The organism is Neopoerus faecalis (genome assembly GCF_029218125.1).
Classification (GTDB): Bacteria; Bacillota; Clostridia; order Oscillospirales; family Oscillospiraceae; genus Oscillibacter; species Oscillibacter faecalis_A.
Map to the genome: position 1 here is coordinate 1 of NZ_JARFXX010000007.1, position 26336 is coordinate 26336.

A 26336-nucleotide genomic window follows, 5' to 3' on the forward strand; every position below is an offset into this window, starting at 1 on the left:
CAGTGCCCGATGACATAGAGTTGGTGCTGATTAGGATGAGGGTCCACCCGTTCCCATTCCGAACACGGTAGTTAAGCTCATTTCTGTCGACAATACTTGGCTGGCAACGGCCCGGAAAGATAGATAGCGCCAACACAGGTTCTAATTCAATAGAGTTGGAGCCTGAAATATTCCTCCTTAGCTCAGTTGGTAGAGCACGCGGCTGTTAACCGCGCTGTCGTAGGTTCGAGTCCTACAGGGGGAGCCAAAGTATTGCCGCCACTTGGCGTGGCGGCAATACTACTCTTAAAACCGGGCCTTTAGCTCAGTTGGTTAGAGCAGTCGGCTCATAACCGATCGGTCCTGGGTTCGAGTCCCCGAAGGCCCACCAAAATGGTTTCGCCGCGGGGTATCCGTAAGCGATTTAGGGGTATAGCTCAGCTGGTAGAGCAGCGGTCTCCAAAACCGCGTGCCGAGGGTTCGAATCCTTCTGCCCCTGCCATAAAAAAGTCTTTACAACGTTGGTTGTATGTGTTATAATAAATAAGTCGAGTCAGTTATGGCCCGGTAGTTCAGTTGGTTAGAACGCTAGCCTGTCACGCTAGAGGTCGACGGTTCGAGCCCGTTCCGGGTCGCCATATTTGCTGCTGTAGCTCAGTCGGTAGAGCGCATCCTTGGTAAGGATGAGGTCACCAGTTCAAATCTGGTCAGCAGCTCCATAAAGAATTACCGGTATAGATGCGTCTGGCGCAAAGCCAGGCGCATCAACCGTTTCCGGGCTTTTTCGAGCCCGGATTTCTTCTTTTGAACCATAGATTTTTATGGAGGTTTCGGAGCAACTGACCGGATTTGAACTGGAGTATCTCATGTCTTGGACAGTTTCCAACCTCCAGCGCCCTTTTAGAGAGGACTTTTCTCTCAAAAAAAGCGGCATCATCACAGAAAAAGGATCACAAAAATTTGGGCGTCGTTTTGTCGGCTTTGACAGGCCGAAAAAAGCGGCGCCCTTTTTCAATTTCTAAAAGGGCGCTGGCTGCAGCGTCTGAAACGGCAGGCCGGAGATGACTTCTCCGACCTTATTTTTTTACAACAGGAGGATCGCTCACATGGACACCCAAAACACAAGTCGTCAGCTCCGCTACCTTGAAGAAGTCCGTATTCCCCTGCACCGTGCTGGCTTTGGAACCCTGCCGTCGGAGGGAGAGCAGTTGCCTGTCCTTTGGAACGGCACGCCCCTCTGCCGAATCACCGGCAAGGGCAGCGTGTTCTATCGGCGGGAGGATGCGGACACGCCCCAGGCAGAGGACGCCCTGTATCGCGTCGAGGACATCGCCGCGAAGACGCTGGAGTATATGACCGCTATGGAAGCCGCCCCACAGCTCAAAGCCAGCGGACTGGATGGCGACTACCGTATCCTCGCTGACTTTGGCGGCACGGTGCTGGCAGGTACTCCGAGCAAACACGGCGTTCAATTCGTCACATGGGATTGGGACTATGACCGCACGGGTGTGGTACACGGACACTACTTCATGGAGAACTACGATGGCGCCAAGCAGGACTTCGCCACACGCTCCGGGCTTATCCAAAAGGAACAGCTTTTCAGCCCGGAGCAGCTGACCGAGATATTCCGCTGCTGCGCCGATTCCGTGGATGAGGACTTCTTTGAGCTTACGGATACGCAGGAAGAAATGATCCGCGGAATCCAGCAGCAAATCAGGGTGTGCGTACCGGATCTGGACGAGCGCGTCCGTCAGCAGGAGGAAGCATTGGAACGAGCCTCGCAGGAACAGACAATGTAATAGCAGTATGGCATGGGCCGGAGTTTTAGCAATAAGACTCCGGCCCTTTTTTATTTTCAAAAAAGGAGTTTGATTTGCTTGACGCGATACTTTATGAAGTTCACACCCCTGTTCGCCGCAGAGGTGCAGATGATGACGCCGCCCCGTCATCAGCCTCGCAGAAGCGGACGCATCCGCAGCAGCTTTCGCTACAGTGCCGACGATGTACGCTGCAAAGACTGCACGAGATATGACAGCGGGCACCCCTGTCCCCTGAATGAATGTATCTGTCTGGAGGAGCGCATCGAGGCCGGCGTGGTGGAGCTGAACGCTCTGGCGCGGGAGTGCTTCGGCGGGAGGATGTTCCGCCCGCTGCAAAGACGGCTGCGAGATGAGCTGAACCGGCAGTCCTTTCACTTCTTCCTCAGTGATGCCCACAGAGAACGATGGACGCATTGGAAAAACCGCTGCTACGGTATGTCCGGGCGCAATACAGCTGCACTGTTTCTGCTTACCGCCGATGAGGAGCTTTGGCAAAGAGTCCTCTGGCATTTCGACAGCAGCGGCTTCGACTTCCCCGCCATCCGCCTCTCCGGTATTCACCCGGAGCTGTACAGCATTTATCAGGCGGCGAAGACCATTTCCGTTGGCGGTGACAACATCGTCATAGAAGACCTTGCTTTTTCCGAGCTGGTCAGCGACAGAGCCTTCCGGCTCATCCTCGGAGCACTCCTGCTGTGCAGGTACGGCGAGGTGGTCTTAAATCTGGAAAGAAAAACGGAGGAGACAACATGATGATTCAAGCGGTTCTCAGTAACCCCAGCCACCCGGAATACGGCGTGGCAACCATCCCGTTCCCCATCCCCCGCGACCAGTACGCGCACTGCATGGAACTGTTGGAGGCGTTGGAGATCGGCGACGCGGTCAAGGCGGACTGTCAGGTGGAGAAGATCGACAGCTTCTATACCGTTCTCAAGCGCACGGAAATGCTTACGGTCAATGTAGAGGAGCTGAACTACCTCGCCAAGCGGCTGGACAGCTTCGACACCGGCGAGGCCGCGCAGTTTCAGGCGATGGCACACAAGCTGGAGCTGTTCGAGCTGAAGGATCTCATCAACCTGACCTTCTGCTGCCAGCAGGCCACGGTCATTACAGACTTTTCCGACCTCGCCGCCATCGGCCGCGACCATTACATGAACCTGCACGGCGGCAGCGCAAGTGTGGATGAACTGAACGCGCTGGACGACAAGGGAACCGCACGGCAGCTCATCGAAAGCGGCAGCGGCACGGTGACGCCCTACGGTGTGGTCTACGACAACGGTATGAAATTAGAGCAGGTCTACGATGGCCGGTTCTTCCCCTGCTATTACTACAAGCCGAATGTCATCACCGTTGCGGTGACCTCTAAAGCCGAGCCGGAGGATACAGAGCATATCACATGGCTGTTCCTCCCCATGGTCCAGGAGGAGATCGACCGCGCCCTCCTTCGTGGGGGCATCACAGATCCCGCCGATGTCCGCCTGCGGCTGGAGGACAGCCAGCTTCCCAACGAGGTGGATGTCCTGTTGGATATGGAGTACGAAACCCTCTCCGACCTCAACGAACTGGCAGCGGCAACGGATGGGTTGTCAAAAGCGGATATGGAAAAGCTGGGCGCCGTGGTCATGCTGGCAGAGCCAAAGTCTGCGGCACAGATCAAAAACCTTGCGGAAAACCTCGACCTCTTTGACTTCGCCCCCGGTGCGCATACGCCGGAGGAATACGGCAAGTACATGATTCGTCAGTCCGGGCGTTTCGATTACGACGAAAATCTCGACGCTTTTTATGACTATGAGAAGTATGGCGCGCAGCGGATGAATGAGGAGGACGGGATGTTCACCGACCGGGGCTACATCGCGTACAAGGGCTATTACAGCATGGAGGAAGTAATGAACGGTGGTCAGAGCAGCCGTATGGTGCTGGGAGGGCTTTCACAATGATCATTCAGGCAGAACTAAAGTGTACGCAGACCGGGTGTGAGGCAGACACCTGTGCCGTGGATAAGGTCATCGAGCTGCCAAGCCCGCGGTTCCAGCAGTTCAGCCGCGCACTGCTGGCTGACTATGATTTCATCGCAGAGAATAAAAACACTGTCCGGCACGATGATGACGCCAGACACTGTCTGCTCATCCTCGATGCGGAGGGAACGGACGGTTTCCTTGTTGACCCGCAGGGGTATAATTACGCCCGATACAGTGCCTTTGTCCCCAACGCCCGCAGCTTGCTGACGCCGGATATGGGGATCGACCGCAGCTACCTTTCGCCGGCAGAGCCTTGGCGCAACGAAAATCGGGATGAAATGCTCCGCATGACGCTGCGTGTTGAGGGAAAGCCGGACTACACCCTCGTCCTCCCCGCTGATGAGGAGTACCTGGACGCGGTGAAGGCTTACCTCGATATTGATGTTTTCGCGGATGCCATGCTCTGTGATATTCGCTTCAAGGTGCCTTATATTGGGGAACTGATCCGTGATACGGATTGCCCCGCCGTGGAGGATTACAACGATTTTGCCGAAGCCTTGGAGGACATCTGGCAGCAGGACGGGCTGCTTCTGACCTACGCCGCCGTGCTGGAGGCCGAGAAGCCGGAAACCCTGCACCGTGCCCGTGAACTCCTGCGAAATCTGGACAACTATCAGCGCATCACGGAGGACGCCTACGGTTACGGTCAGCAGCGATTGCAGGAAACGCTGGGGCTGGATGATGAGGCCATCTATGAGCTGGACGGCTACATGGATTTTGAGAAATACGGTCAGGACTGCATGGAAAACGACTGCGTGACAAAAACAGAGTTCGGCCTGCTGCGGCGCTTGGACCCGCCCTTTTCGGAGCAGCGGCAGGAGCAGAGGATGATGTAAGTAAAAGCGGCTCGATCCATTTGGAACGAGCCGCTTGATAGGCAGATAAACTGGAAATCGTCATCTTAATTCATTACCCTCGGCATCTAAGAATTCAAATTGCAGAGTGGAATTTGTATGGTCAGAAAGATAGAAGAAAACATACGGATAAGTATCATCCGGTATTACTTCTTCGTACACTTCATTTCCGGATGTGAATCTAACACTTTTACAATTTGTATTGTTTACTATAAACGCATATCCATCACCCCATTGAATATATGCAATGTCTCCGATTCTATCATCAATGGGCTTATAGGTTCGGATAAAAGTGTATTCAGCAGCATCCTCTTTTACCTCAACTTCCATGGGCAAATAATAGTGCTTCTGATATTCATTTCCTGAGATAAACCAAGCGATTGCTCTATTGTCATTGCCACACATTCCTGCATACTGCAAATCAATGGTATCGGAATCAGAAATCGGTATTTCTTCTCTTGCTTTTTCTATTAGTCCATCTGTGCCTTTGAGTGTCTTTCCACAAGCTGATAATGATAAAACCATAGTTATTATAAGAAATACAGCAATTTCTCTTTTCATTTTGTCCTCCCTGTTCTCTCAAATTTCGATTAGTCAGCCACATCATAGCATATCCCCCAAAATGTGTAAAGCCAAATTCCACACCGAAAGGAGATCTTAACCTTGAAAGATGCAACACAATTCCATATCCGGTCTGCCCGCCCGGAGGAGGCGGGCTTATTTTATACCCCGCACCCCGAAGAAGATACGCGGCTGGGTACCGTTGGCCATGTCCGTATGGACTTCGGTCGCAGCGGAAATGAGTTCTGGCATACATGGTGGCCGCGAGGACCGGAGGAGCTGAACAGCCCCGCATTCAAGCTGGAGCTGCAGGAGGTCGTGGACACGCTGCGGGAGAGTGTGCTGAAAAGCCGCTTTGCTATGGAGCGTTTTTGCTATGAACACGGCGGCAAAATCAGCGGCGGCTGGACACAAAACTACGGTTACATCGTGGAAACCGAGCATTACCGCTACTGCCTGCGCTGCAATCCATCCCCCGGAGATTACAACTGCTACTGTACGGCCTATGATCTGGATGTCCAGCGGCAGAACATGGCGCGGGACAAGCCCCTGGTGGGCCGCGTCACCTATGCCAATGGCGACGCGCAGGAGTTTGCCGATGCCGAAGCCTTTCTCAAGTGCGTGCGGGAGGAGCTTCCGTATCGCCCGACCACAGGCTTCCGTTACGAAGTGCTGACCGACGATCCCAGCGTCCGCAAGCAGGTGGATGACATGATCTTCGACTTCTACGGCGAGGAAGCCCCTTGTCGGCAGGAGGATCACGAGCCTCGACCCGAACAGGGCATGACCTTCGGGGGAATGTAATGGACGCTTCAAAAAAGCAGCGAGAGGCGGTCGCTTTCAAAAGCCTTGCCGAGCTGAAACGGTTCATCCGACCCGGAGTGGAGTTCAAGACCGTCAGCCACGCCAATCACGCGGATATGGTGGGGCTGACCCGTGTGGTGACCACAGTGCAGACGGTGGGCTTCTATTCCAAGATCAAGGACCAGCCGGAGCATCCCTTCTCCACCTGCAACCACGGCAAGGGCTTCTACACCGATTTTGGGAAAGCCGGCAACTACATCTTTGATGGTACGACGGTCAAGGTGAAGGATGCCCGAAAGCAAGATCGCGGCGTGATCTACGAGCTGGAGTTTTACGACAGAGAGCAAAACATGGAGGAAACGATAATGGACAGAAAAATGGTGAATTTTCTCAGGGAACAGTATCCCCCCGGCACCCGCATCCGGCTGAACGCTATGGACGATCCCCATCATCCCATTCTTCCCGGCACCGAGGGCGAAGTGGACTTCGTGGATGATGAGGGGCAAATTTTTATGAAGTGGGACAATGGCCGCACGCTGCCGCTCATCCCCGGCGAGGACAGCTTCACCGTGCTGCCGCCCAAGCTGACCACGCTCAAGTTGTATATGCCCCTGACCGCCGACCTCTACGAGCGGAACGAGTACGGCGATCTCGATGACAGCAGCACATTGCTGGAGGGCAGTGAACTGCGCGGCTACAAGGATCAGATCACGGCGGCACTGGTGAAGAACCGGATGCCGGAGGAAACGGAACGCGGTCTCATGCATTGGTATGATGAAGCCGACAGCGTTGACCGCAAGGTACGCTCCGCCGTCTTCACCGTGGAGAAGCGTGACCGGCAGCTCTGGGGCGTAGCGGAATGCCGCGTCGCCGGGGAGTTGTCGGACACAGAAATGGATACTTTGAAAGAGTTTATCACCGGACAGGCATCGGACGGCTGGGGCGAGGGCTTTGAGCAGCGGGAGATTTCCGTGGATGACGGCGGTGAATTGTATGTCCATCTTTGGAACTCTGACGAGTGGACCATCCAAACGGAGCAGGAATTGTTCGCCCCCAAGCTGGCGGAGGGTCTGCCGGAGCTGTGCTTCTCAACGCTCCCCGGTACCGGCGAGCTCATCTGTATCAAGCGCGGCGTGAGCGGCTACTACCCCAGCGATTGGAACACAGACGATCCCGCACATAACCGTGAGATAGCGGACTATAACAACGAGCGGCTTGGCGTGACGCAGGAGCAGCGGTTGGCAATGGAGTGCGGCAGTATGCACGGCTGGGGCGTCCCTGGTGCTGACCCGAAAACCTATGAGCAGAACGGGATGAAAATGGGAGGGATGACCCTTGGGTAAGAAAATACTGCGTGTGTATCTCGCTAAAAACGATACGCCGTATAGCGCAGCCTATGCCAAGCTGGAGCTGCCCGCCTCCCCGTGGGAGGTTTGGGACGCCATGGAAAAGGTGCGGCTTCAGACAGACGATATCCTGTACATGGAGGTCGAAGACTACTATGCCTTTGAGTATCTCTCGCCCCACTTGGATGGATTAGACATCAGCCTCAACGAGCTCAACGACCTCGCCGCACAGCTTGCGGCATTGGACGAGGTACAAGGGATCGCCTTTGAGGGGATGTTCTCCATAGAGGTGCAGAGAAAAGTAAACGCCAACGGCGGCGTCATCACGCTGCGGGATCTGCGGGATCTGGTGGTCAGCGCAAAAACCGACTGTTACCATGTGGTGGATGCCGCAGACGATGCTGCCCTCGGCCGGTTTTACGCAGAAAACGATTTTATCCCCGAACTGGATGGCATATCCGACGAGGTATTCGAGATGCTGGACTTCGCCGGCATCGGAAGAATGATGCGGTGCAGCGAAAACGGCGTTTTTGTGGGCAGCCTGTATGTGCTGCAGGATGGCGAGCTGACAACCGCGCCCCCCGTCCAAAAGACGCTGCCGGAAAAGCCGGGATACCTCTTCCGGCTCACGCTTGGACTGCATCCCGACATTGGCGATGCGCGCACGGTGACGCTGGATCTTCCCGCAGCAGAGGCGGAGCTGCTGGACGCACAGGAACAGCTCGGTGCGGAGGGCTGGGAGGGCGTCACGGTCATTGATTATGACGGGATCATCCCCTATGCGGCAGAGTTTGCAGACCTGCCAATGGAGCTGGAGGATTTTAATACCTTCACCAAGGCCGCGCGGGACATTCCGAGATCCGAGGTGCCAAAGCTGAAGGCTCTGCTGGAGCAGTTCGAGGTGCAGGACATTGAAACGGCGATGCTCTTAACAGAGCATCTGGCGGATTACATCCTCACGCCGAACCTCAGCTCACCGCAGGAGGCGGCGCTGGACCAGCTCTGCTTCATCATGAACCGTGAAGAAGCCGTTCGTCTGATCCCGTATGTGAACCTCTTCAACTACGGCGAGACAGTCATCCATGCGGACAACGCCGCCCTCACATCCTACGGCCTGCTGCACCGCGCGGACTATGAACCAATGCTCTCACCCATACAGCAAAAACAGGAAAAGGAGATGACGATGCAATGACCAGGGAACAGATCCAACACGAAGGCGACCGGCCGCTGTCCTGTGCAGCACAGGAGACATACCGATGCAGACCGGATGCTCTGAGCGATGATGAAAAGACGATCCTCTCCGCCATCGTTCTGCAAAAGGGCGAGGCGGAGGCTGCGGAGATTTTCGCAGAGTCACCGGAACAGCTGAGTGATTACACGATCCTCAAGGGCGTCAACAGCTACGCCGCGCTGGGCAGATACTACCTCGCCAACGAAACTACCGTCCCGGAGGAGCTGTACGAATACATGGATCTTGGCGCGCTGGGCTGCCGCTATGAGGACGAGCATCCAGGCGTGTTCATCGGCAGTGATTATGTGCAGTATCCAGCCGCCGAACAGAAACAGTCGATGGAAATGCAGGTAATGTAATCCCGTCAGGTCCCCGTCATGACCAAAGTGTAAGATCATTGTGGCAGGCACTGCTTTGCAATGTATGTAATGAGATCTTCCGGCGTGATCGTATCACCGGTGTGAGGTATCTCGCGCCATCTCTTCTGTACGGCAGGGTCAGGATTGCACATCGCGGCAATCATGGCAAGCCGGATCTCTTTTCGCACCTCTTCCACGGTAGTGTGATGTCTGCGGGCAACCTCCAGCAGAGCAGCATCGGCATTGATCTTCTTTTTCTTCATGATATCACTCCTATTGCTTTTTAGAACGGATATCGTTCTTTTAGAACTACAATAGCACAGGAGTTTTGGGGAAAAGTGTCGAACGCAGTCGAAAAAACAGAGGTTTGCTAAAAAGCAAACCTCTGCACCGATGTTACCACAATTCGTTGATCAAAGTGTCCAGCACATTCATCACCTTGCGCTGCCCTTCTGGGGACAGGGCTTTCAATCGCTCGGAGAGCTCTGTGGCGTGAAGCAGCGTTGCCGCATCCAAATTATCCTGAAGCAGCTCGTCCGTTCCAACCTTGAGTACATTGGCAATGGCGACCAGCTTATCCAGCTTTGGTGCTTTGACTCCGCGCTCGACCACGCTCATATGGTCAACGCTGTAATCAACAGCGGCAGCAAGCTCTTCCTGCGTCATACCGGCACGCTCACGGGCGGCTTTGATTCGTTTTCCCAATGCGATCTGATCCATGTGCAATCTCCTTTTGAACGGAATCCGTTCTTAAATTATATTGGAGAAGCTATTTGTTTCACAGGAGCGCACAGAACGGTGACCGTTCTAAAAGAACGAAACAAGCAAAACAATACACCAGGGGGCCGTATTCCCGGACGGGGAAAAGCGGCCCCTTCTTTTTTGCGCTGATTTGACCTCCTGCTCCGGGATAACGGACCCGGAAAGGAGGAACTGTGCCGATCAACAAAGCCCTTGCAGAGTATCTTGACCTCTACCACAAGGGCGAGGCGAACGCCGTCACCAGCCGGGAGCTGGAGTGTGCCTTCCGAATGCGCGGCTCTGAGCTGCGCCGGGAGATCAACGCCCTGCGGGGCGACGGCATCCCCATCTGCAGCTTTGACGGCGGCTACTACTATGCCGCCACCGAGGAGGAGCTGCGGCGCACCATCCGGCAGCTCCGCAGCCGGATCAAGAAAATCGCATTTGCGGAGCGCGGCCTGTCCCGCACCTTGCCTGACTATGAGGACACCGGTCAGCTCTCCCTCCCGCTGGAGGGAGGTGACACTTCTTGAACAGCTTTATTCCCTGGGTGGGCGGCAAGGGCAAGCTGCTGTGGATCATCAACAAGCTGATGCCGGACCGCTACACCCGCTTCATCGATGTGTTTGGCGGCAGCGGCACGGTGACCATGTGCCGCCCCATCCAGCGCGGCTGCATGGAGGTCTACAACGACTTCAACGGCAATCTCACCAACCTGTTCTGCTGCGTGAAGAACCGCCCCATGGCACTGCTGGCGGAGCTGGGCTTCCTGCCGCTGAACACGCGGGATGACTTCAACGTCCTTTACAAGTTCTTCTCCAAGGGCGAGTTCACGGATGACTACCTGCAGGAGGAGATGGATCTGACGGAGGTCTACCTCAAGCCGCCCGACGCCGAGGCCATCCGCGCCCTTATGCTGGAGCGCACGCCCCGCGGGAGCATCCGCCGCGCGGCGGACTTCTTCAAGCTTATCCGCTACAGCTTCAGCGGCGGCGCCAAGTCCTTCGGCGGCAAGCCCTGCGACATCCGCCGTTTCTTTCACCTGATCTGGGAATGCTCCCGCAGGCTGGCGAATGTCATCGTGGAGAATAAGGACTTCGAGGAGGTCATCCGTCAGTACGACCGGGCAGGTGCCGTGATCTACTGTGACCCGCCCTACTACAAGGCGGAGAGCTGCTACGAGGTGGAGTTTCCCCCGGAGGATCATCAGCGGCTCCATGATGTACTGGTCACCTGTGAAGGATACTTCATCGTTTCCTACAACTACCAGGACTACATCTGCGAGATCTATCAGGATTGCTATATCTTCCGCACCTCCCGTCCCAACAGCATGTCCCAGACGGCAGGCAGCGAATATGAGGAGATCGTCATCACCAATTATGACCCCCGCAAAGCCTGCTGGCAGCTCTCTATGGATAGTCTGCTGGGTGGCGATGGCGACACCCGCTACGAGCTGATCCATGAGCCGGAGCATCCCTTAAAAATCTGAACAATAAAAGGAGAAGCAGCATGAAATTTGTAAAATACAACGACAACAAGAGCGTCACCATCCCTCCCGCCGTTCTGACCGTCTGCGGGCTGGACGATGAGGGGAAGCTGGAAATGGCCGGCGCCAAGGGCGCGGTCATTTTGTCAAAGAGCGAGATGACCGCCATGGAGATGGTGCGCACGATCCTCGCCCTGACGGACCGCGCCGGTCAGCTGATGAGGGAGCTGACGGACCTCTGCGGCAGCTGCGAGGGCTGCACCGAGGGGCACTGCACCTTCCGCGACGCGGACATCGAGGAGCTGATCCGCCCCGCCGTCACCGTTCCCGATTGGGCCAGAGCGGAAGCGGACATCGCGCCCGACGCCAAGCTGGACTGCCATGTGGACGAGGGCTCCGGTGTGATCACCGTGTGCGAGACATTTTACGACCACGACCTCTCCGATATTCCCGCCGAGCTGCTGGAGGCCCTGCGCAAGTCCGGCTGCTGCCTGTCCGTACTGGAGGATCTGCTGATGGAGGACGATGTCATCTACGATAAGTGATACCGTAGGTATTCAAAGAAGAAACGAGGCGAGAGATCCAAATGAATGAAACCTATCCCTACCCGTATTCCGCTGCTGAAGCCCGTAAGCGGAACGAACTTTCCCTTTGGCGGGAGAGCCACAAGGCAAACATCGCCTGCCGGGATGCTATCGAGGACGCCATCCGCCAGAATTTCGATGGCATGAACCTTCAGACAGATTGTTTAAAGGCCGTGCTGGACGAATACGGCTACAAGCGCACCGCATGGGTGCTTGCCAATACCCTGCATGAACTCAAGTGGGACGGGCGTTTCAGCTACGCCAACAAGCATTGGGCAGAGAAGATATATATTCCCACAGATCTCATCCACAACAGCGATTTTGTTGTCCGAAGCCATCCGGCCGTGCTGGATGGCTTCGTCAGTTTCTACCGCAAGGCGGTGCAGGCGTTAAATCTCTTCGGCGCGGAGCACTGTGTCGGTGACCGCGCCGAGCAGGACTATACCGGCAAGGTGCTGGTGCTGTCACCGGATACGCTGAAGGAATCCTGCTGGAGCCAAGAAAACCAACTCTGGTATGCCCATGACGGCTTTGGCTGTTCGCCTCACGCCATTGGGCGTTCGGTGCGCTGCACCTGCCTGGGTGACGGCGAGATGACACGCTGGAATCGGCACGAGTTCATCGGTGTGCTGGACGAAAAATATCTACCCGACTGGGCGCGGGAGAAGCTCATGGAGCTGACCGCACCACGGCAGGAGGAACCGGCCGCAGGTGAGATGAAGCTGGAATGATCGGAGGTGAAATAAGTGCAGCGCATCTTCATTGATAACCATGACCGCGTCCTCTATTACAGCAATCCTGCCGGATACATCGCGGAAAAGGAGGCGGTGGTGGATACCATGTTCCAAACGCAGGAGCTGGAGCGTTTTCTGCAAAAGCAGGCGCTCACCATCCGCTGGGAGGACGGTGTCTATGACCGCCTCCTGCTGGGGCAGAGGGGCGGCCGCTTCGATCCGGAGGCTCCGCCCCTGAAAAGCTGCCGTGTGTGGCAGCTCACGCGGGACAGCCCCATCAATATGCGCTTCATCCCGTATGAAGCCCTGCTGGAGCGTTTCGGACAGCCTGACCGTAAGCACTACGAAACAGTCTATGACGGTCTGGTCGGGACCAATGACCCGGAGGAGATCTACATGCTCTTCCGCGACCCGGTTCCAGGCTACGACGGCAGACCCATCGGCATCTCGGATGTGCTGGAGCTGTACGACGCCGACGGCAGCGAGTTCTACTACTGCGACCGTGTCGGCTTCCGGCAGATCGAGTTTGCACCCCAGCAGGAAATGGATCTGTGTCCGTGAACTGAGCACCCGGCCGGGTGCTTTTTTCATATCCAAATCAGAAAAGGAGGAATCCCAATGCCCAAAGCCCAAACCAGGGCAACAGCGCCCACCCCTGCACCGGATACCCCGCTCCCCGTGGAGTACGCCGTGCGCATCTATCCCGTGAAGGACAGCAAGTACACCCTCGCCAACGCCAATGTGGATATCAACGGCGTATTCGCCATTCGCGGCGTGAAGGTCATCCGCAGCGAAAAAGGGCCCTTTGTCGCCATGCCGCAGTACAAGGACAGCCATGGGGACTACCACGACATCTGCTTCCCCTGCACGAAGGAGGCCCGCCAGCAGTTCAACGATGCGGTGCTGAACGCCTACGAGCAGTCGCTCCAGCAGGCCCAGCAGCCGGACAATGCTCCCGCCGCGGAGCAGGTCATGTAAGTCGCCCACAACATAAAACATATAACTTGGAGGAAATTATCACATGAAGAAGTTTATCAAGAACACCGTCAATTCCATCCGCGCCAAGGCCATCCGCCTTGCCGCCACCCGCCGCTCCGGTGAGGGCTACATCGACACCGCCGTCAAGATCCTAATCGCCGTGGTGCTGGGCGCGCTGCTGCTGGCGGGCCTCTACGCTTTGTTCGGCGATGTGGTCATGCCCACATTGAACCAGCGTATCAAGGATATGTTCAACTACGCCGGCGCGCTGGGCGGCTGATCCGTGGCATCCGTCCTGCAGGGGACGCTGTTCCTCATCGGACTTATGAGCGCGGCATGGACGGATCTCCGGCGCAGGCAGATCTATGACCTTTCCGGTATCATCATCGCAGGGGCGGGGCTGATTTCCTTCAGCCCCGCCCGGCTTCTCGGCCTGGCGCTGGCCGTCCCATTTTGGCTGGCAAGCCGGAGAGGACGCGGCGGCATGGGAGATGCGCTGCTTATCGCCGCCTCCGGCTTCCTGCTGGGCTTTCTGCGCGGAGTCGCCGGACTGGTGCTGGCACTGGTGCTGTACTGCCTTTTCTACCTTGCAATAGCCGCCCTGCACAAGATCCGCAGGCAAGAGCGCCCACCGGAGAGCTATCCATTCGCGCCATTTCTTGCAGCGGGCTTCTTTACCGCATATATCATCTAAGAATAAGGAGGACTTGCTCCATGAGTATTTTCAAAAACCGCACGGTCATCGGCGTCATCTGCATTCTGCTGGCGCTGGTGATCTGCTTCGGCATCACGCCGCTGTTCAATCAGAGCATCAGCCAGAGGTCAGAGATCGTCCGCGTCACAAAAGACATTCACGCCGGCGAGCTCATCACCAGGGACATGGTCACCACAGCCGAGGTCGGCTCCTACAATCTCCCCTCCGGCCTTATGACCGCGAAAGACAATGTAGTGGGCAAATACGCCAAGGCGGATCTTGCCGTTGGCGATTATATTCTCGCCGCCAAGCTCTCGGACGCGCCTGCCGCCGAAAATGCGTATCTCTATAATCTGGATGGCACGAAGCAGGCCATCTCCGTCACCATCAAGAGCTTCGCCACAGGACTGTCCGGCAAGCTCCAGAGCGGCGACATCGTATCAGTCATCGTGGCGGACTACCCGGAGGACGGCGAAACCACCATCCCCGCCGAGCTGCAGTACGTGGAGATCATCTCTGTTACCGCCAGCACCGGCTATGACGCCAATACCGGTGAAGCCACAGGGGAGGAAAAAGAGCTTCCCTCCACCGTGACCTTCCTCGTTCTGCCGGAGCAGGCCAAGGTGCTGGCGGAGCTGGAGCAGGTCGCCAAGCTCCATTTAGCGCTCGTCTACCGCGGCACAACAGATGGCGCAAGGCAGTTCATCGAGGCGCAGGACACGCTCATTGAGGAGCTGTACGCAGAGCCGGAGGAAGATCCCATTGAGGAGGGCGAAGCTGCCGACCCCGCCGCAGCTACGACGGGGAGTGAGGTGACAGGATGAATTTCAGAAAGGCCAGCATCTTTCAGCGCGACACAGAGAAGCCGGAGGAGCAGAATGACAGCGGCGGTATGCTGGCGGTCTGGGGCAGCCCCGGCAGCGGAAAGACAATAACGGCGGTGAAAATCGCAAAAATGCTCTCCGCCAGAAAGAAAAATGTCATCCTTCTGCTCTGTGACATGGCCGCACCCATGCTGCCGTGCATCTGTCCCGCGGACGCTCTGGAGAGCAATGGCTCTCTTGCCGGCGTCCTGGCAGCCGCCCGCATCAGCGAGAACCTCATCAAGCATAACCTTGTCACCTTTAAGCGCAACAGCTGCCTTGCGGTATTGGGGCTGCTCGAGCGGCAGAACGAGTACAGCACCCCGCCCTTTACGCAGAAGCAGGTGGTAGAGCTGCTGGACGGCCTGCGTCAGATCGCGCCCTATGTCATCGTGGACTGCGGCAGCTACATTGCCAACGACATCCTCTCCGCCGTGGCGCTGATGGAGGCGGACAGTATCCTGCGCCTTGCCAACTGCGACCCCAAAAGCGTCAACTACTTTGCCAGTCAGCTCCCTCTGCTGGACGGGCCCGAGTGGGACATGGACAAGCAGTATAAGGTGGCATCCAATGTGAAGCCCTATCAGGCAGCGGACCACATCGGCAAGGTGCTGGGCGACACGGCCTTCGTGCTGCCCTATTCGCAGGAGCTGGAGGAGCAGTATCTGGCGGGCAACCTGCTTGCCGACCTCGCCCTCAAGGACAGCCGCCCCTTCCGCAAGGAGTTAGAGTGTATCATTGCGGAGGTGTTTTAATATGGCTCTTGGCGAAAAGCGAAACGGCTCGGTCTTTGCCACAGCTGCACAGCGGCGGGACGCGGCGGAATATCAGGTCACCTCGGAGCCGGAGGTCATCCCCGTAGTGGTGGACGACACGCCGCAACGGACTCTGAACACCGACATTGGCACCCTCGGACGGGCGCACAACCTGTTCTTTACCCCGTCGGCAGAGGGCAGGGACTTCAATTCCGTGCTGCAGGAGGTGCAGGAATACATCTCCGGCGCCTACGCCGCACTCATCACCGGGGGCGGCGAGGACTCCAAGGAACAGCTCATGCGTTACATCACCAAGTACCTGCAGGACCGGCGTATCGCCGTAGCAGGCATGACGCAGACGGAACTGGTGGACGCCATCTATTCCGAGATGGCGGAGTTCGGCTTCCTGACCCGCTATATCTACGCCGACGGCATTGAGGAGATCAACATCAACTCGTGGCGGGATATCGAGGTGCAGTATTCGGACGGTCGAAGCGAAAAGCTCACGGAACACTTCGACTCACCGGAACACGCCCTCGCCGTCATTCGCCGTATGCTCCACGCCTCCGGCATGGTGCTGGACAATGCCAGTCCCTTGGTTACGGGACACCTGACCCGCAACACCCGTATTGCCGCTATGAAGTCCCCCGTGGTGGATGAGGATGTGGGCGTTGCCGCCTCCATCCGAATCGTCAACCGCCATAATCTCAGCCGTGAGGATCTGCTGCGCAGCGGCACGGCCACAGAGGAAATGCTGGACTGGCTTTCCGTATTTTTGCGCTATGGGATCTCCATCTGCGTGGCTGGCGCCACCTCCTCCGGCAAGACCACGGCGGCAGGCTGGCTGCTGACCACGATCCCAGACAGCAAACGCATCTTCACCATCGAGAACGGCTCCCGTGAGCTGGAGCTGGTGCGGGAGGAAAACGGTAAGGTGGTAAACTCGGTGGTCCATACCTTGACACGTGACAGCGAAAATGAGCGTCAGCGGATCGATCAGATCGCACTGGTGGATATCTGCCTGCGCTTCAACCCGGACATCCTGGTGGTGGGTGAGATGCGCGGCGCCGAGGCCAATGCCGCGCAGGAGGCCGCCCGCGTGGGCGTGGCGGTGTTGACTACCATCCACTCCAACTCCTGCGAGGCGACCTACCGCCGCATGGTGTCCCTGTGCAAACGAGCCGTGGATATGTCCGACGAAACGCTTCTCAGCTATGTGACGGAGGCATACCCCATCGTGGTATTCTGCAAGCAGCTGGAGAACAAGCAGCGCCGCATGATGGAGATCATGGAGTGCGAGATCCTGCCCAATGGGGATCGCCGCTACAACACGCTGTTCCGCTATGTCATCACGGAGAATCACATGGAGAACGGAAAATTCGTCATCGAAGGACATCACACGCAGGTGAATGAGATCTCCGTGAGTCTGCGCAAACGCCTGCTGGAAAACGGTATGCCCAATGAGGAGCTGCAGGCTCTTTTGGAAACCAAGAAGGAGGTGAACGCCACTTGACAGCCCTGCTGCTGACTGCGTGCGCCGGCATGATCACCGGCGCATTTCTTATCTTCCGTATCTCGCCCATGGATTTCACGCTGGGTGTGTTCCGCCGGTTGACCGCCGGGCCCAAAAGCATCCGGGATGAGATCAATGAGACCACCCATCACAAAAAGCCCGGCTTCTTCCGCCGTGAGATATCGGAAGCGCAGACGATCCTGCAAGCCACCGGCAAGGAGGAACGCTTTCCCGTGCTGTGCGCGGCATCCCTGCTGCTCTTTGCCGTGGGTGCGGGCATCGCCATCATCATGAATAACCTCTTGCTGGTGCCGGTGCTGGCGGCCGGCATGATGTTCCTGCCCTTTTGGTACATCAAGCTCACGGCCGGACACTATAGGAAAGCTGTTACCGCCGAGCTGGAAACGGCGCTCTCCATCATCACCACGGCCTACCTCCGCAGTGAGGATCTGCAGACCGCCGTGGAGGAGAATATCAATTATCTGAACCCGCCCGTGCAAGGCGTGTTCCGCAGCTTCCTCACCCGCATCAAGCACATCGACCCGGATGTGAATGCGGCGTTGGCGGAGCTGAAGTCTGCCATTGACAATGAGGTGTGGCGGGAGTGGTGCGAGGCACTCTCCGCCTGCCAGTATGACCACAGCATGAAAAGCACCCTTAATCCCATTGTGGCAAAGCTCTCGGATATGCGCATCATCAATGGGGAGCTGGAGAATCTCGTATTCGCGCCTCGCAAGGAATTCATCTCCATGGCGGCGCTGGTGGTGCTGAATATCCCGCTGCTGTACTTTCTCAACAAGGACTGGTATGCAACCTTGATGACCACCGTACCCGGCAAGGCGGTGCTGGCGGTCTGTGCCGCCGCTATCTTTCTCTCCTTTGCCAGAGTGGTCAAGCTGACCCAGCCCATTGAATATCGGAGGTGACGGACATGACGATCTTACTGTTCCTTTTCGGCGTGGCCGTTGCCGCGGGCTTGTTCTTCATTCTGGCGGACATTCTGAAGCTGCCCCGCCTCTCCACGGAGAAGGCCCTCCTGTCCGCAGGGCGAACCGAGAAAAAGCGGATGAAGTCTCTGGACGCCATCTTCCTTGGCTGGGCCATCAAGCTCTCCAAGTATATCCGCATGGATGAATACAAGAGGCATCGGCTGGAGCGCACGCTGAGTGCCGCCGGCATGGACATGACACCGGAGGTCTATTTGGCCTATACCATCCTCAAGCCTGCCGCCGCGCTGCTGGCGGTCATTCCGTGTCTGCTGATCTTCCCTCTGCTCTCGCCCATCGTGGTGCTGCTGTCGATATTGCTTTACTTCAAGGAGAGCCGCAAGGCGGAGGAAAAGGTCACCGAACGCCGCGAGAAGATCGAGGGAGAGCTGCCCCGCTTTGTTGCCACAGTGGAGCAGGAATTGGGCGCAAGCCGTGATGTGCTGACGATCTTGGAAAATTACAAGCGGCACGCCGGTCCCGACTTCGCCCGTGAACTGGATGTGCTGACGGCGGATATGCGCTCGTCCTCTTACGAAGCGGCACTGGTTCGCTTCGAGGGCAGGCTGGCGTCGCCCATGCTCTCGGACATCGTGCGCGGGCTCATCGGCGTCCTACGCGGGGATGACGGGCGCGTCTATTTTCAGATGCTCTCGCACGACATGAAACAGCTGGAGCTTCAGCGGCTCAAGGCGCAGGCGGCAAAGATCCCGCCCAAGATCCGTGTGTATTCCTTTGTCATGCTGGTCTGCTTTATGCTCATCTACATTGTGGTCATCCTCATGCAGATCCTCACCTCGATGGGAGGGCTGTTCGGATGAGAAACAAATGGAAGAAACGCTCCGGCGAGGGCTACATCGATACCTGCGTCCTCATCCTCTGCGCCATGCTGGTGATCGCATTGGCGGTGAAGGTGCTGCCGGTGTATGTGGCGAAGCAGCAGCTTGACACCTTCGCCGCCGAGCTGGTGCGGGAAGCCGAGATCACCGGCAGAGTCGGGAGTGAAACGACCTCCCGCGCGCAGGTGTTGTCTGAGCGGTTGGAGATCGACCCGGACATCCGCTGGTCCCGCACCGGCCGCATCCAGCTCAATGAGGAGGTGACGGTGACGCTGACCATGGATGTGGACATCGGCTTCGGTGGGCTTGGCAGCTTCCCCATTGAGCTGACGGCACAGGCCAGCGGCAGATCGGAGGTGTACTGGAAGTGAGAAAACGACTCTTGCGCTCTCGCTCCGGTGAGGGCTATCCCATGGTCATCGCCGTGACCCTCTGCCTGCTCATGCTCTTTATGGTCATAGCGGAATATTTCCGGGTGAACATCATCGTGCAGGGCGTGCGGGACGCGGTGCAGCAGGCGGTCATTGCCACGGTCAATGAGAACTATGACGATGTGTACCACTCTGTGCGGGAGGGCTATGCCGCAGGTTGGTTCCCGGAGGGGGACGGCGAGTGGTTCGAGTCCATCGACGCCGGTGACATCTACGGCAACCTGTCCTATATCCTCGGCCTTACCACAGATGGCGAAGGCTACATGAAATACGCCGGAAACGAGCTGGAATATACGCTCTCCGACCTGTCCGTTCATATCTCCAACAACGCCATCGCCTCAGGCCGGAGCGAGGGGTATCTCGCAACCGCCACCCTCCATCTGGAGGTCCCCACCCGCTTTGCCGGACGGGTGCTGCCGCCCGTGAGCCTAAATCTGCAGGTGCAGGCCAAGTATATCCCGAAGTTTTAGTTCTTTTCACTTCTTGCAGTAGACTTCCGAAGAAAGCTGTGGTATGTTCGGGATAAGAAGAAAAACCACTGACCCCTACAAAGGAGGAGTTCGACCTATGACAGACAAAACAAAACGCATCATCCTCATTGCGGCAGGCGTCCTGCTCTGCGCGGCACTGGTGGTGGGGATCGTCAGCCGCCTTGCGGCGGTGCCCATGCCCATCGACCCCGCCATCCCGGACGATACACCCAACACGAAAGATCCGGTAGTGAACATCAGCGATCCAGAGGTAAAGGTGGATAGCAGGACGGATGGTAAACAGCATGATCCCGGCAGGGATGCTGCCAGCTCCGGTACAGAGCAGACCATTCAGGGTACGCCCACCAAGCCGGACGCACCGGAGCATCCCGGCAAGACGGAAAAGGACCATGCGGCGGACGATGTGCCGGAAGCGGACCGCAACAAGGAAACGCCGCCCACCTACAAGCCGGAGCAGACTGAGGGGAAGCCCCAGCCTACGGAGCCTGCAGGTGGCAGCACCAATGATGCCGGACAGGTGTATGTCCCCGGCTTCGGCTATGTGACGCCCAGCGGTCCCAACGATGGCGGAACACTGAATGATATGTATGAGAACGGCAACAAGATCGGTATCATGGGCGGCTGACCTCGCCCTTCCAAGAGAGACACGGCTGAGAAACGGCCGTGTCTCTTTTTATCTTCACGACTGGAGGAATGCGTATGAAAAGGATATTATCCCTGCTGCTGGCATTGGTGATAGCGATATCCGCCGCCGTTCCCGCCTATGCCACAGGAGATGGCAACTTTGACGGCGGTGGAGGCAGCATGGGGGACGGTACCAAGACCAACTACTGGAATCCCGGCATGGACGGCGTGAGAGTGTCTATCGTGGATGTAGGTTCCCATTCTGTAGTGCGAACCCCCATCGACTTAACCAACAAGGTTCCTATAGCAAATGTTGCTCACTTCGGAAAGGTGTCCAAGTTGTCTTACAATGCGGGACGAGGATTGTCCGTATCGGTCAGCGGATATTCCTATCGAAACCCAAGTCAGAGCCTGCCCAAGATCATCTCTACGAGCAGCAGCAAAGCCAGCATCGCCGCGATTCGCAGCTATTTCACCGATGAACAGGTCATCCGAGCGATTGCCGGATATGTGGGAATCGACTTTGATTTGCTTATCAGTGGAGATTACAGAATCGTAGTGGAGCCGCTGGCCTATCTCTGCTACAACGGTCAGCAGTTTGCCATGACCGCCACGGAAGCGGCTCTGTATGACCAGGTCGTCAACGGCGATCTCAGAAAGAAGCTGGGGACGCTCACCCATAAGAATCTGCCGCTGGCGATTTTTCTGGAGGAAGCGGATCTCGGCTACACTGCATGGTCCGGCAGCCGCACGGAGAAGGCGTCCAACGGCGACATCATCTCCTCTCTTGGCATCGGCATCGTCCGCTTCAACGAGGTGACCACGCCGCCCCAACCCGGCGAATATGACTACGAATACCGCGTCAACACAGAAGTCATCACCTCCGTGGAGGTGCGCGGCGGACAGTCCGACCCGGACAACCCCGTATCGGTACGCTTTAACATTCAGGGCAGGACTTACACTGTAAGCAATGTCTACTACCCGGACGGCGACAGCCAGCTGGCGTGGGTGCGCTGGCGTACTCCCGCGGAACCCTGCGTCATAACGATTTCCGTCAGCGTGTACGGCGGCGGCTCGGCGCAGGGTACCATCACCTGCAATATTGTGGATCTGGACGGCAATGACCCGCCCAACCCGCTGGCGGATGACCGCAATGATGCTTTCCGGCTATCCTCTATTCCAGAGAAAGAGCAAGTGACTTCGGCGTCCTGGGGCATCTGGTCACCGTGGTGGCAGGAGAATTGGGAGTGGGTAGAAAACTGGCAGAAATGCTGGCACACAGACCGCTGGACGGATGCGGACGGCAAGACCCACAGGGACCGCTGGTACCATTGGGTGGATAACGGCTGGTGGGAGGACCATGGCTGGTGGGAGTTTGACTACAACGGCTACTCCGCAAGCCTGACTGCATCCATGCGCACCACGCCGGATGAGAAAAGCCCCACGGCGACCGCATCCACGCTGAAAAGCGGCTATGGCGTTCAGGAGAAGGTGACTGCAAAAGTCACCACAAATCAGAGTGCGGCGGTGACGGCGGCGCAGAATGCCGTGACCTATTTCCCGGAGTTTGGCTATGAGAGCTATTGGCGGCTGCTGGAGGCAGAAATCTCCGGGCGAAGCACGACTTTCCAGTTCAAAGCCAACCCCTACAGCACCTACAACCGCCGCACCCACTTCACGCCCATCTGGTATCCGGACGGCAGCTATACGCCCTACACATGGCTTCTGGATTGCTGGACGCCGGCAGGAATGCTCTCCATGAACCTGACGGACAGCGTCACCATCCGGGGGAATCTTTGGGAGGAGTGGCATATTGCTCCCGCAAAACAACGATAGAAACGGAGGAACTTATGAGAAAAAAGAGAATCCTGATTCTGACCGCCCTTGTGCTGCTTCTGTGCTGTGCTTTTTCCGCCACGGCCTTTGCCGCAGGCACAGGCGATGTGGCAGGCGCGGTGGAAAGCACATGGCAGACGGCATCCGGTCAGATCAAGACCGTGGTGAACAATGTAGTCTTTCCCGCCATCGACCTGATCCTGGCGGTATTCTTCTTCGCCAAACTTGGTACGGCTTATTTCGACTTCAGAAAAAGCGGCCAGTTCGAGTGGACGGCGCCCGCCATCCTGTTCGCGTGCCTCGTGTTCACGCTAACAGCACCGCTGTACATCTGGCAGATCATCGGAATTTGAGGTATAGGCAATGACATTTTACGAACAGGAGCTTCGGAAGATCGTTGGAGAGCGGTACCCCGACGCCACTTATGTGGGCAGAGCCTGCTATGTGCGCCTGAATGACATGAATCGGGCGAAGATCCAATTCGTCACCGGCATGATCGCCAGCCAGTACAATGCCCTGCAGCTGACGATCCTCAACCGCAGCGAAGGACAGGTGGATACCCTGCGCCTTCGCTTTTCGGATCTGCTGGGGACAAAGATGACCTCAAATCCCAACTTCCGAAATGGTGTAGAACCGCACATTTGGGATGACTATGGAACGGTGAGCTGGTATTTGTATCACCCCACCCGGCAGGACTATGAGGTGCTGTCCGGCGCGGTGTCAGACTATCTGGAGGTATTTCAGGATATGAGCCAGTCCGCTGACCGGGCGTGGGAGCAGACAATGTAACAAAAGTGTGATTTGAAGGCCGTACCAGCTGTACGGCCTTTGCCATATCCCAAAGCAGCTGGTGCGGCCTCACCCGGAGGTGAAACCGATCAATGTTTATTTGGGATTTTGTTGCCGATAAGATACTCGGCCAGATCGTGGATTGGTTCTACGGTCAAGTCGTGGGTTTCCTCGGCAACTTCTTTTCGGAAATGGGAAACATGGGCGCGGAGCTCTTCACCATGGATTGGGTGCAGAGCATTGTGCTGTTCTTCTCCTATTTGGCATGGGCACTCTACGGCACAGGGCTGGTGGTGGCCTGCTTTGAAACCGGCGTGGAGTATTCCAGCGGCCGCGGCAACATCCGTGAGACCGCCCTCAATGCCATCAAGGGATTTATGGCTGTCAGCCTCTTCACCGTTGTTCCGGTCCGGCTTTATGAGCTGTGCGTTTCGCTGCAGGGGACCTTCACCGCGGCGCTCACCGGCTATGGGACTTCCATCGGGGATGTGGCCGGAGAGGTCATGAAGGAGTTCAACGCCGTGGAATCGATATCCAATCTGACGGCAGGGCCGCTGCTGGGCTTCGGCAGCATCACCAGCGGGATCATGATCCTGTTCTGCATCATCCTTATGGCGTATGCGATCATCAAGGTCTTCTTCGCCAATCTGAAGCGCGGCGGCATCCTGCTGATCCAGATCGCCGTGGGAAGCCTCTATATGTTCAGTGTCCCTCGCGGATATACGGATGGCTTTATCCAATGGTGCAAGCAGATCATCGGCCTATGCCTGTCGGCGTTCTTGCAGGCGACGATCCTTGTCGCCGGACTTATGGTGTTCAAGGATCATGCCCTGTTAGGGCTTGGACTCATGCTCTCCGCCGGTGAGATCCCCCGTATTGCGGGAGCCTTTGGACTGGATACCTCCACCAAGGCAAACCTCATGAGTGCTGTCTATACCGCGCAGGCCGCCGTCAACACCACGCGCACGGTCGTACAGGCGGTGGCGAAATGAGCAGACTGACGATGGGCAGCTTGTTCGATGGCATTGGTGGGTTCCCTTTGGCCGCGATCCGCAGTGGCATCACGCCGGTGTGGGCGTCGGAGATCGAAGCCTTTCCCATTGAGGTGACAAAGCTGCGTTTCCCCGATATGCTCCATGTGGGCGACATCACAAAGCTGAATGGCGCAGAGCTGCCGCCCGTGGACATCATCTGCGGGGGCAGCCCATGCCAGGATCTGTCTGTTGCCGGCGCAAGGGCAGGTCTTGCCGGAGCGCGTTCCGGCCTGTTCATGGAACAGGTCCGACTGGTAAAGGAGATGCGAAATGCAGACATACAAAGAGACCGAACAGCTTTCGATGTTCGGCCAAGATTTATGGCATGGGAGAACGTGCCCGGCGCCTTCAGCTCGGGAACGCCCAAGGGCGAAGACTTCCGGATCGTTTTGGAGGAGATCGTCCGCGTTAAATGCGATTCCGTTTCAGTCCCTCGACCTGACTCCGGGCGCTGGGAATCTGCTGGGCGAATTCTATTGGGAGCTGATTTCTCCCTGGCGTGGCGGTGCCTCGACGCTCAATACTGGGGTGTCGCCCAAAGACGCAAAAGAATCTTCCTTATCGCAGATTTTGCAGGCAGATCCGCCCCTAAAATACTATTTGTCCCCGAAGGCCTGCCTGGGCATCCTGCGCCGGGCCTTTGAGCGCGGCAAGGAACTGCCGAAGAAACTGGAGCGTGCCCTAAAGATCCAGGCGGGGCTCATGCGCCCAGACGGACAGCCCACAGGATTAGAAGCGTACCACATCAACCAGCGGGATGAGGGCATCGACCTGCACGGCGTATCTGGCGCGTTGATGGCAACCACCAATATGCAGATGCAGACCTTCGTGACACAGCCGGATGAAGCTGTTGAGGGCTTTGACGGCTACAACGGCGATCTGACTGGCGATGTAGCGGCCACGCTCGGCGTCAACTGCGGGATGTCTACCGGAAGAAATGGAGTCATGGCCTTTGCCGCCAATCAGCGGGATGAGGTGCGCGACCTGCACGATTTGGCGGGCGCGCTGGGCGCACAACCAGGGATGAAACAACAGACCTTCGTAGCTTCAGGCGTTGTGACCAAAGGCAACGGGGATTGCTTCCTTTCCGAGGAACGGCACACGGCACTATCAGCAGGAGGTGGGCAGGCAGGACAGGGTTACCCCTGTGTGCTGACTGCTGCCTTCTCCGCTGGTCAAGGCAGCAAGGCCGGTGGTATCGGGTATCAGGAAGAATGTTCTCCTACGCTGAAAGCGGCGGAAAGCGGCACGAACATGGTGCCGTCTGTTTTGTGCCTCAACGACCAGGGCGGCAGCGTGATGGATTGCTCTGAGAATGTGTCCGGTACTCTGCGGGCGCAGGAGCACGGACACCAGCCTCTCGTATATGAAAACCACGGCGTTGACAGCCGCTACACCGGCCCGCACAAGGTAGCCCCTACCATGTCCGCACGATACGGCACGGGCGGTAACAATGTGCCGCTGGTCGAGCAGGAGGCAGATGCCATCTGCATTGCAGGCAACATTGTCGACCGGCAGCCGCAGAACGGCGGCAACGGTCTTGGCTGTCAGGACGAGCTGGCCTATACGCTGACTGCCACAGATCGGCACTGCATCTATGCCCGTCAGCGGGTGGATGAGTTCAAGGACGGTGAGGTGGTCAGCACGCAGAGTGCCCGCCAGCATAAGGACGCCACCGACCTTGTCGTGGATGTGGCAGGACTTGACTGCCGCAATGCTGTCGAGAATGGGGATTTATGCGGGACTCTCCAGAAAGGAACTTCCGGCAGTTCCCTCAACTCCATTCATCCGATCCGCAACGGACTGCTTATCCGTCGTCTTACTCCGCTGGAGTGTGAAAGACTGCAGGGCTTCCCGGACGGCTGGACGGATATACCCGGTGCTTCGGACAGTGCCCGTTATAAAGCGTTGGGCAACAGTGTGGCGATACCCTGCGTGGAGTTTATTATGTCGCGGATCGCCGCCGCGCTTTTATGAAGCAGAGCG

General features: G+C 57.2%; 34 protein-coding genes, 5 tRNA genes and 1 rRNA gene. 37 read left to right on the forward strand and 3 right to left on the reverse strand.

The window, feature by feature from the left end; translation table 11 throughout:
• Positions 1–19 precede the first annotated feature (19 nt).
• The 11 genes from rrf (at position 20) to PY311_RS09055 (ending at position 4653) form a co-directional block, all read left to right on the forward strand.
• A 5S ribosomal RNA gene (gene rrf / locus PY311_RS09005) occupies positions 20–135 on the forward strand.
• 36 nt (positions 136–171) lie between these two features.
• A tRNA-Asn gene (locus PY311_RS09010) sits at positions 172–247 on the forward strand.
• Positions 248–293: 46 nt separating this feature from the next.
• Positions 294–370 (forward strand) — tRNA-Ile (locus PY311_RS09015).
• A gap of 35 nt (positions 371–405) precedes the next feature.
• Positions 406–481, forward strand: a tRNA-Trp gene (locus tag PY311_RS09020).
• Positions 482–540: 59 nt separating this feature from the next.
• Positions 541–617, forward strand: a tRNA-Asp gene (locus PY311_RS09025).
• A 5-nt stretch (positions 618–622) separates the two neighbouring features.
• Positions 623–698: transfer RNA gene (locus PY311_RS09030), tRNA-Thr, on the forward strand.
• A gap of 102 nt (positions 699–800) precedes the next feature.
• On the forward strand, positions 801–1001 hold the full coding sequence (locus PY311_RS09035) for a hypothetical protein (RefSeq protein WP_286148358.1): 201 nt from the start codon (positions 801–803) through the stop codon (positions 999–1001).
• Between the two features lie 84 nt (positions 1002–1085).
• Positions 1086–1778, forward strand: coding sequence for a hypothetical protein (locus PY311_RS09040; RefSeq protein WP_286148359.1), 693 nt, complete (start codon positions 1086–1088; stop codon positions 1776–1778).
• Positions 1779–1856: 78 nt separating this feature from the next.
• The gene (locus PY311_RS09045; protein WP_286148360.1) at positions 1857–2552 is read left to right on the forward strand and encodes a hypothetical protein; all 696 of its coding nucleotides are present in this window, start codon (positions 1857–1859) and stop codon (positions 2550–2552) included.
• Positions 2549–3736, forward strand: coding sequence for an antirestriction protein ArdA (locus PY311_RS09050; protein ID WP_286148362.1), 1188 nt, complete (start codon positions 2549–2551; stop codon positions 3734–3736). The genes PY311_RS09045 and PY311_RS09050 overlap by 4 nt, the downstream gene beginning before the upstream one ends.
• A complete protein-coding gene (locus PY311_RS09055) occupies positions 3733–4653 on the forward strand; it encodes a DUF6329 domain-containing protein (RefSeq protein ID WP_286148363.1) in 921 nt (306 codons plus the stop codon). The genes PY311_RS09050 and PY311_RS09055 overlap by 4 nt, the downstream gene beginning before the upstream one ends.
• A 60-nt stretch (positions 4654–4713) precedes the next feature.
• Here PY311_RS09055 and PY311_RS09060 read toward each other — a convergent pair whose 3' ends face one another.
• Positions 4714–5232, reverse strand: a complete 519-nt coding sequence (locus PY311_RS09060; RefSeq protein ID WP_286148364.1) for an LptM family lipoprotein — start codon at positions 5230–5232, stop codon at positions 4714–4716.
• A gap of 102 nt (positions 5233–5334) precedes the next feature.
• Here PY311_RS09060 and PY311_RS09065 point away from each other — a divergent pair, with 102 nt between their 5' ends.
• The 4 genes from PY311_RS09065 to PY311_RS09080 are packed head-to-tail and all read left to right on the forward strand — an operon-like array spanning position 5335 to position 8972.
• Positions 5335–6036, forward strand: coding sequence for a hypothetical protein (locus PY311_RS09065; RefSeq protein WP_286148365.1), 702 nt, complete (start codon positions 5335–5337; stop codon positions 6034–6036).
• On the forward strand, positions 6036–7379 hold the full coding sequence (locus PY311_RS09070) for a DUF4314 domain-containing protein (protein ID WP_286148366.1): 1344 nt from the start codon (positions 6036–6038) through the stop codon (positions 7377–7379). The genes PY311_RS09065 and PY311_RS09070 overlap by 1 nt, the downstream gene beginning before the upstream one ends.
• Positions 7372–8574, forward strand: a complete 1203-nt coding sequence (locus PY311_RS09075; protein WP_286148367.1) for a hypothetical protein — start codon at positions 7372–7374, stop codon at positions 8572–8574. The genes PY311_RS09070 and PY311_RS09075 overlap by 8 nt, the downstream gene beginning before the upstream one ends.
• Complete coding sequence (locus PY311_RS09080) at positions 8571–8972, forward strand: hypothetical protein (protein ID WP_286148369.1); 402 nt, start codon at positions 8571–8573, stop codon at positions 8970–8972. The genes PY311_RS09075 and PY311_RS09080 overlap by 4 nt, the downstream gene beginning before the upstream one ends.
• Positions 8973–9007: 35 nt before the next feature.
• Here PY311_RS09080 and PY311_RS09085 read toward each other — a convergent pair whose 3' ends face one another.
• Both PY311_RS09085 and PY311_RS09090 read right to left on the reverse strand, forming a co-directional pair.
• Positions 9008–9235: a sporulation initiation factor Spo0A gene (locus PY311_RS09085; RefSeq protein WP_286148370.1), complete on the reverse strand. Its 228-nt coding sequence runs from the start codon at positions 9233–9235 to the stop codon at positions 9008–9010.
• A 133-nt stretch (positions 9236–9368) separates the two neighbouring features.
• Positions 9369–9692 carry a helix-turn-helix domain-containing protein gene (locus PY311_RS09090; RefSeq protein WP_286148371.1) on the reverse strand — a complete coding sequence of 108 codons (324 nt, stop codon included), beginning with the start codon at positions 9690–9692 and terminating at the stop codon, positions 9369–9371.
• 215 nt (positions 9693–9907) lie between these two features.
• Here PY311_RS09090 and PY311_RS09095 point away from each other — a divergent pair, with 215 nt between their 5' ends.
• From PY311_RS09095 to PY311_RS09200, 22 genes are all read left to right on the forward strand, one after another.
• The gene (locus PY311_RS09095) at positions 9908–10246 is read left to right on the forward strand and encodes a hypothetical protein (RefSeq protein WP_278886106.1); all 339 of its coding nucleotides are present in this window, start codon (positions 9908–9910) and stop codon (positions 10244–10246) included.
• Positions 10243–11202: a DNA adenine methylase gene (locus PY311_RS09100; RefSeq protein ID WP_286148372.1), complete on the forward strand. Its 960-nt coding sequence runs from the start codon at positions 10243–10245 to the stop codon at positions 11200–11202. The genes PY311_RS09095 and PY311_RS09100 overlap by 4 nt, the downstream gene beginning before the upstream one ends.
• Positions 11203–11222: 20 nt before the next feature.
• Positions 11223–11744, forward strand: coding sequence for a hypothetical protein (locus PY311_RS09105; RefSeq protein ID WP_286148373.1), 522 nt, complete (start codon positions 11223–11225; stop codon positions 11742–11744).
• Between the two features lie 41 nt (positions 11745–11785).
• Complete coding sequence (locus PY311_RS09110; protein WP_286148374.1) at positions 11786–12514, forward strand: DUF3849 domain-containing protein; 729 nt, start codon at positions 11786–11788, stop codon at positions 12512–12514.
• Positions 12515–12529: 15 nt separating this feature from the next.
• The gene (locus tag PY311_RS09115) at positions 12530–13078 is read left to right on the forward strand and encodes a YodL domain-containing protein (protein WP_286148375.1); all 549 of its coding nucleotides are present in this window, start codon (positions 12530–12532) and stop codon (positions 13076–13078) included.
• A gap of 57 nt (positions 13079–13135) precedes the next feature.
• Positions 13136–13495, forward strand: a complete 360-nt coding sequence (locus PY311_RS09120) for a SpoVG family protein (RefSeq protein ID WP_286148376.1) — start codon at positions 13136–13138, stop codon at positions 13493–13495.
• Between the two features lie 43 nt (positions 13496–13538).
• Positions 13539–13775 carry a DUF6133 family protein gene (locus PY311_RS09125; RefSeq protein WP_286148377.1) on the forward strand — a complete coding sequence of 79 codons (237 nt, stop codon included), beginning with the start codon at positions 13539–13541 and terminating at the stop codon, positions 13773–13775.
• A 3-nt stretch (positions 13776–13778) separates the two neighbouring features.
• Positions 13779–14189, forward strand: a complete 411-nt coding sequence (locus PY311_RS09130; protein WP_286148379.1) for an A24 family peptidase — start codon at positions 13779–13781, stop codon at positions 14187–14189.
• A gap of 20 nt (positions 14190–14209) precedes the next feature.
• Entirely contained in the window at positions 14210–15013 is an 804-nt protein-coding gene (cpaB, locus tag PY311_RS09135) for a Flp pilus assembly protein CpaB (RefSeq protein ID WP_286148380.1), read from the forward strand.
• Entirely contained in the window at positions 15010–15807 is a 798-nt protein-coding gene (locus PY311_RS09140; protein ID WP_286148381.1) for a CpaE/TadZ family protein, read from the forward strand. Before cpaB ends, PY311_RS09140 begins: the two co-directional genes overlap by 4 nt.
• A 1-nt stretch (position 15808) precedes the next feature.
• Positions 15809–17320 carry an ATPase, T2SS/T4P/T4SS family gene (locus tag PY311_RS09145; RefSeq protein ID WP_286148382.1) on the forward strand — a complete coding sequence of 504 codons (1512 nt, stop codon included), beginning with the start codon at positions 15809–15811 and terminating at the stop codon, positions 17318–17320.
• Positions 17317–18246, forward strand: coding sequence for a type II secretion system F family protein (locus PY311_RS09150; protein ID WP_286148383.1), 930 nt, complete (start codon positions 17317–17319; stop codon positions 18244–18246). Before PY311_RS09145 ends, PY311_RS09150 begins: the two co-directional genes overlap by 4 nt.
• Before the next feature lie 5 nt (positions 18247–18251).
• On the forward strand, positions 18252–19127 hold the full coding sequence (locus PY311_RS09155; RefSeq protein WP_286148384.1) for a secretion protein F: 876 nt from the start codon (positions 18252–18254) through the stop codon (positions 19125–19127).
• Positions 19124–19516 (forward strand): DUF4320 family protein, encoded by a 393-nt coding sequence (locus PY311_RS09160; RefSeq protein ID WP_286148385.1) that lies wholly within the window; start codon positions 19124–19126, stop codon positions 19514–19516. The genes PY311_RS09155 and PY311_RS09160 overlap by 4 nt, the downstream gene beginning before the upstream one ends.
• Complete coding sequence (locus PY311_RS09165; RefSeq protein WP_286148386.1) at positions 19513–20046, forward strand: hypothetical protein; 534 nt, start codon at positions 19513–19515, stop codon at positions 20044–20046. The genes PY311_RS09160 and PY311_RS09165 overlap by 4 nt, the downstream gene beginning before the upstream one ends.
• A 97-nt stretch (positions 20047–20143) precedes the next feature.
• Positions 20144–20692 carry a DUF6550 family protein gene (locus PY311_RS09170; protein WP_286148387.1) on the forward strand — a complete coding sequence of 183 codons (549 nt, stop codon included), beginning with the start codon at positions 20144–20146 and terminating at the stop codon, positions 20690–20692.
• A gap of 74 nt (positions 20693–20766) precedes the next feature.
• Positions 20767–22527 carry a DUF8193 domain-containing protein gene (locus PY311_RS09175; RefSeq protein ID WP_286148388.1) on the forward strand — a complete coding sequence of 587 codons (1761 nt, stop codon included), beginning with the start codon at positions 20767–20769 and terminating at the stop codon, positions 22525–22527.
• Positions 22528–22541: 14 nt separating this feature from the next.
• On the forward strand, positions 22542–22880 hold the full coding sequence (locus tag PY311_RS09180) for a DUF3852 domain-containing protein (RefSeq protein WP_286148389.1): 339 nt from the start codon (positions 22542–22544) through the stop codon (positions 22878–22880).
• 10 nt (positions 22881–22890) lie between these two features.
• Entirely contained in the window at positions 22891–23316 is a 426-nt protein-coding gene (locus PY311_RS09185; protein WP_286148390.1) for a hypothetical protein, read from the forward strand.
• A 92-nt stretch (positions 23317–23408) separates the two neighbouring features.
• Complete coding sequence (locus PY311_RS09190; protein ID WP_286148391.1) at positions 23409–24308, forward strand: conjugal transfer protein TrbL family protein; 900 nt, start codon at positions 23409–23411, stop codon at positions 24306–24308.
• Positions 24305–24994 carry a DNA cytosine methyltransferase gene (locus PY311_RS09195; protein WP_286148392.1) on the forward strand — a complete coding sequence of 230 codons (690 nt, stop codon included), beginning with the start codon at positions 24305–24307 and terminating at the stop codon, positions 24992–24994. Before PY311_RS09190 ends, PY311_RS09195 begins: the two co-directional genes overlap by 4 nt.
• Complete coding sequence (locus tag PY311_RS09200; protein WP_286148393.1) at positions 24879–26327, forward strand: DNA cytosine methyltransferase; 1449 nt, start codon at positions 24879–24881, stop codon at positions 26325–26327. Before PY311_RS09195 ends, PY311_RS09200 begins: the two co-directional genes overlap by 116 nt.
• Positions 26328–26336: the final 9 nt, after the last annotated feature.

Excerpts from the sequence above, each read along its gene's own strand:
- PY311_RS09035 (WP_286148358.1), top strand. The coding sequence starts at position 801 with ATGGAGGTTTCGGAGCAACTGACCGGATTTGAACTGGAGTATCTCATG.
- PY311_RS09040 (WP_286148359.1), top strand. The coding sequence starts at position 1,086 with ATGGACACCCAAAACACAAGTCGTCAGCTCCGCTACCTTGAAGAAGTC.
- PY311_RS09050 (WP_286148362.1), top strand. The coding sequence starts at position 2,549 with ATGATGATTCAAGCGGTTCTCAGTAACCCCAGCCACCCGGAATACGGC.
- PY311_RS09055 (WP_286148363.1), top strand. The coding sequence starts at position 3,733 with ATGATCATTCAGGCAGAACTAAAGTGTACGCAGACCGGGTGTGAGGCA.
- PY311_RS09060 (WP_286148364.1), bottom strand. The coding sequence starts at position 5,232 with ATGAAAAGAGAAATTGCTGTATTTCTTATAATAACTATGGTTTTATCA.
- PY311_RS09070 (WP_286148366.1), top strand. The coding sequence starts at position 6,036 with ATGGACGCTTCAAAAAAGCAGCGAGAGGCGGTCGCTTTCAAAAGCCTT.
- PY311_RS09080 (WP_286148369.1), top strand. The coding sequence starts at position 8,571 with ATGACCAGGGAACAGATCCAACACGAAGGCGACCGGCCGCTGTCCTGT.
- PY311_RS09085 (WP_286148370.1), bottom strand. The coding sequence starts at position 9,235 with ATGAAGAAAAAGAAGATCAATGCCGATGCTGCTCTGCTGGAGGTTGCC.
- PY311_RS09090 (WP_286148371.1), bottom strand. The coding sequence starts at position 9,692 with ATGGATCAGATCGCATTGGGAAAACGAATCAAAGCCGCCCGTGAGCGT.
- PY311_RS09105 (WP_286148373.1), top strand. The coding sequence starts at position 11,223 with ATGAAATTTGTAAAATACAACGACAACAAGAGCGTCACCATCCCTCCC.
- PY311_RS09110 (WP_286148374.1), top strand. The coding sequence starts at position 11,786 with ATGAATGAAACCTATCCCTACCCGTATTCCGCTGCTGAAGCCCGTAAG.
- PY311_RS09120 (WP_286148376.1), top strand. The coding sequence starts at position 13,136 with ATGCCCAAAGCCCAAACCAGGGCAACAGCGCCCACCCCTGCACCGGAT.
- PY311_RS09125 (WP_286148377.1), top strand. The coding sequence starts at position 13,539 with ATGAAGAAGTTTATCAAGAACACCGTCAATTCCATCCGCGCCAAGGCC.
- cpaB (WP_286148380.1), top strand. The coding sequence starts at position 14,210 with ATGAGTATTTTCAAAAACCGCACGGTCATCGGCGTCATCTGCATTCTG.
- PY311_RS09140 (WP_286148381.1), top strand. The coding sequence starts at position 15,010 with ATGAATTTCAGAAAGGCCAGCATCTTTCAGCGCGACACAGAGAAGCCG.
- PY311_RS09145 (WP_286148382.1), top strand. The coding sequence starts at position 15,809 with ATGGCTCTTGGCGAAAAGCGAAACGGCTCGGTCTTTGCCACAGCTGCA.
- PY311_RS09155 (WP_286148384.1), top strand. The coding sequence starts at position 18,252 with ATGACGATCTTACTGTTCCTTTTCGGCGTGGCCGTTGCCGCGGGCTTG.
- PY311_RS09160 (WP_286148385.1), top strand. The coding sequence starts at position 19,124 with ATGAGAAACAAATGGAAGAAACGCTCCGGCGAGGGCTACATCGATACC.
- PY311_RS09170 (WP_286148387.1), top strand. The coding sequence starts at position 20,144 with ATGACAGACAAAACAAAACGCATCATCCTCATTGCGGCAGGCGTCCTG.
- PY311_RS09175 (WP_286148388.1), top strand. The coding sequence starts at position 20,767 with ATGAAAAGGATATTATCCCTGCTGCTGGCATTGGTGATAGCGATATCC.
- PY311_RS09180 (WP_286148389.1), top strand. The coding sequence starts at position 22,542 with ATGAGAAAAAAGAGAATCCTGATTCTGACCGCCCTTGTGCTGCTTCTG.
- PY311_RS09185 (WP_286148390.1), top strand. The coding sequence starts at position 22,891 with ATGACATTTTACGAACAGGAGCTTCGGAAGATCGTTGGAGAGCGGTAC.
- PY311_RS09190 (WP_286148391.1), top strand. The coding sequence starts at position 23,409 with ATGTTTATTTGGGATTTTGTTGCCGATAAGATACTCGGCCAGATCGTG.
- PY311_RS09195 (WP_286148392.1), top strand. The coding sequence starts at position 24,305 with ATGAGCAGACTGACGATGGGCAGCTTGTTCGATGGCATTGGTGGGTTC.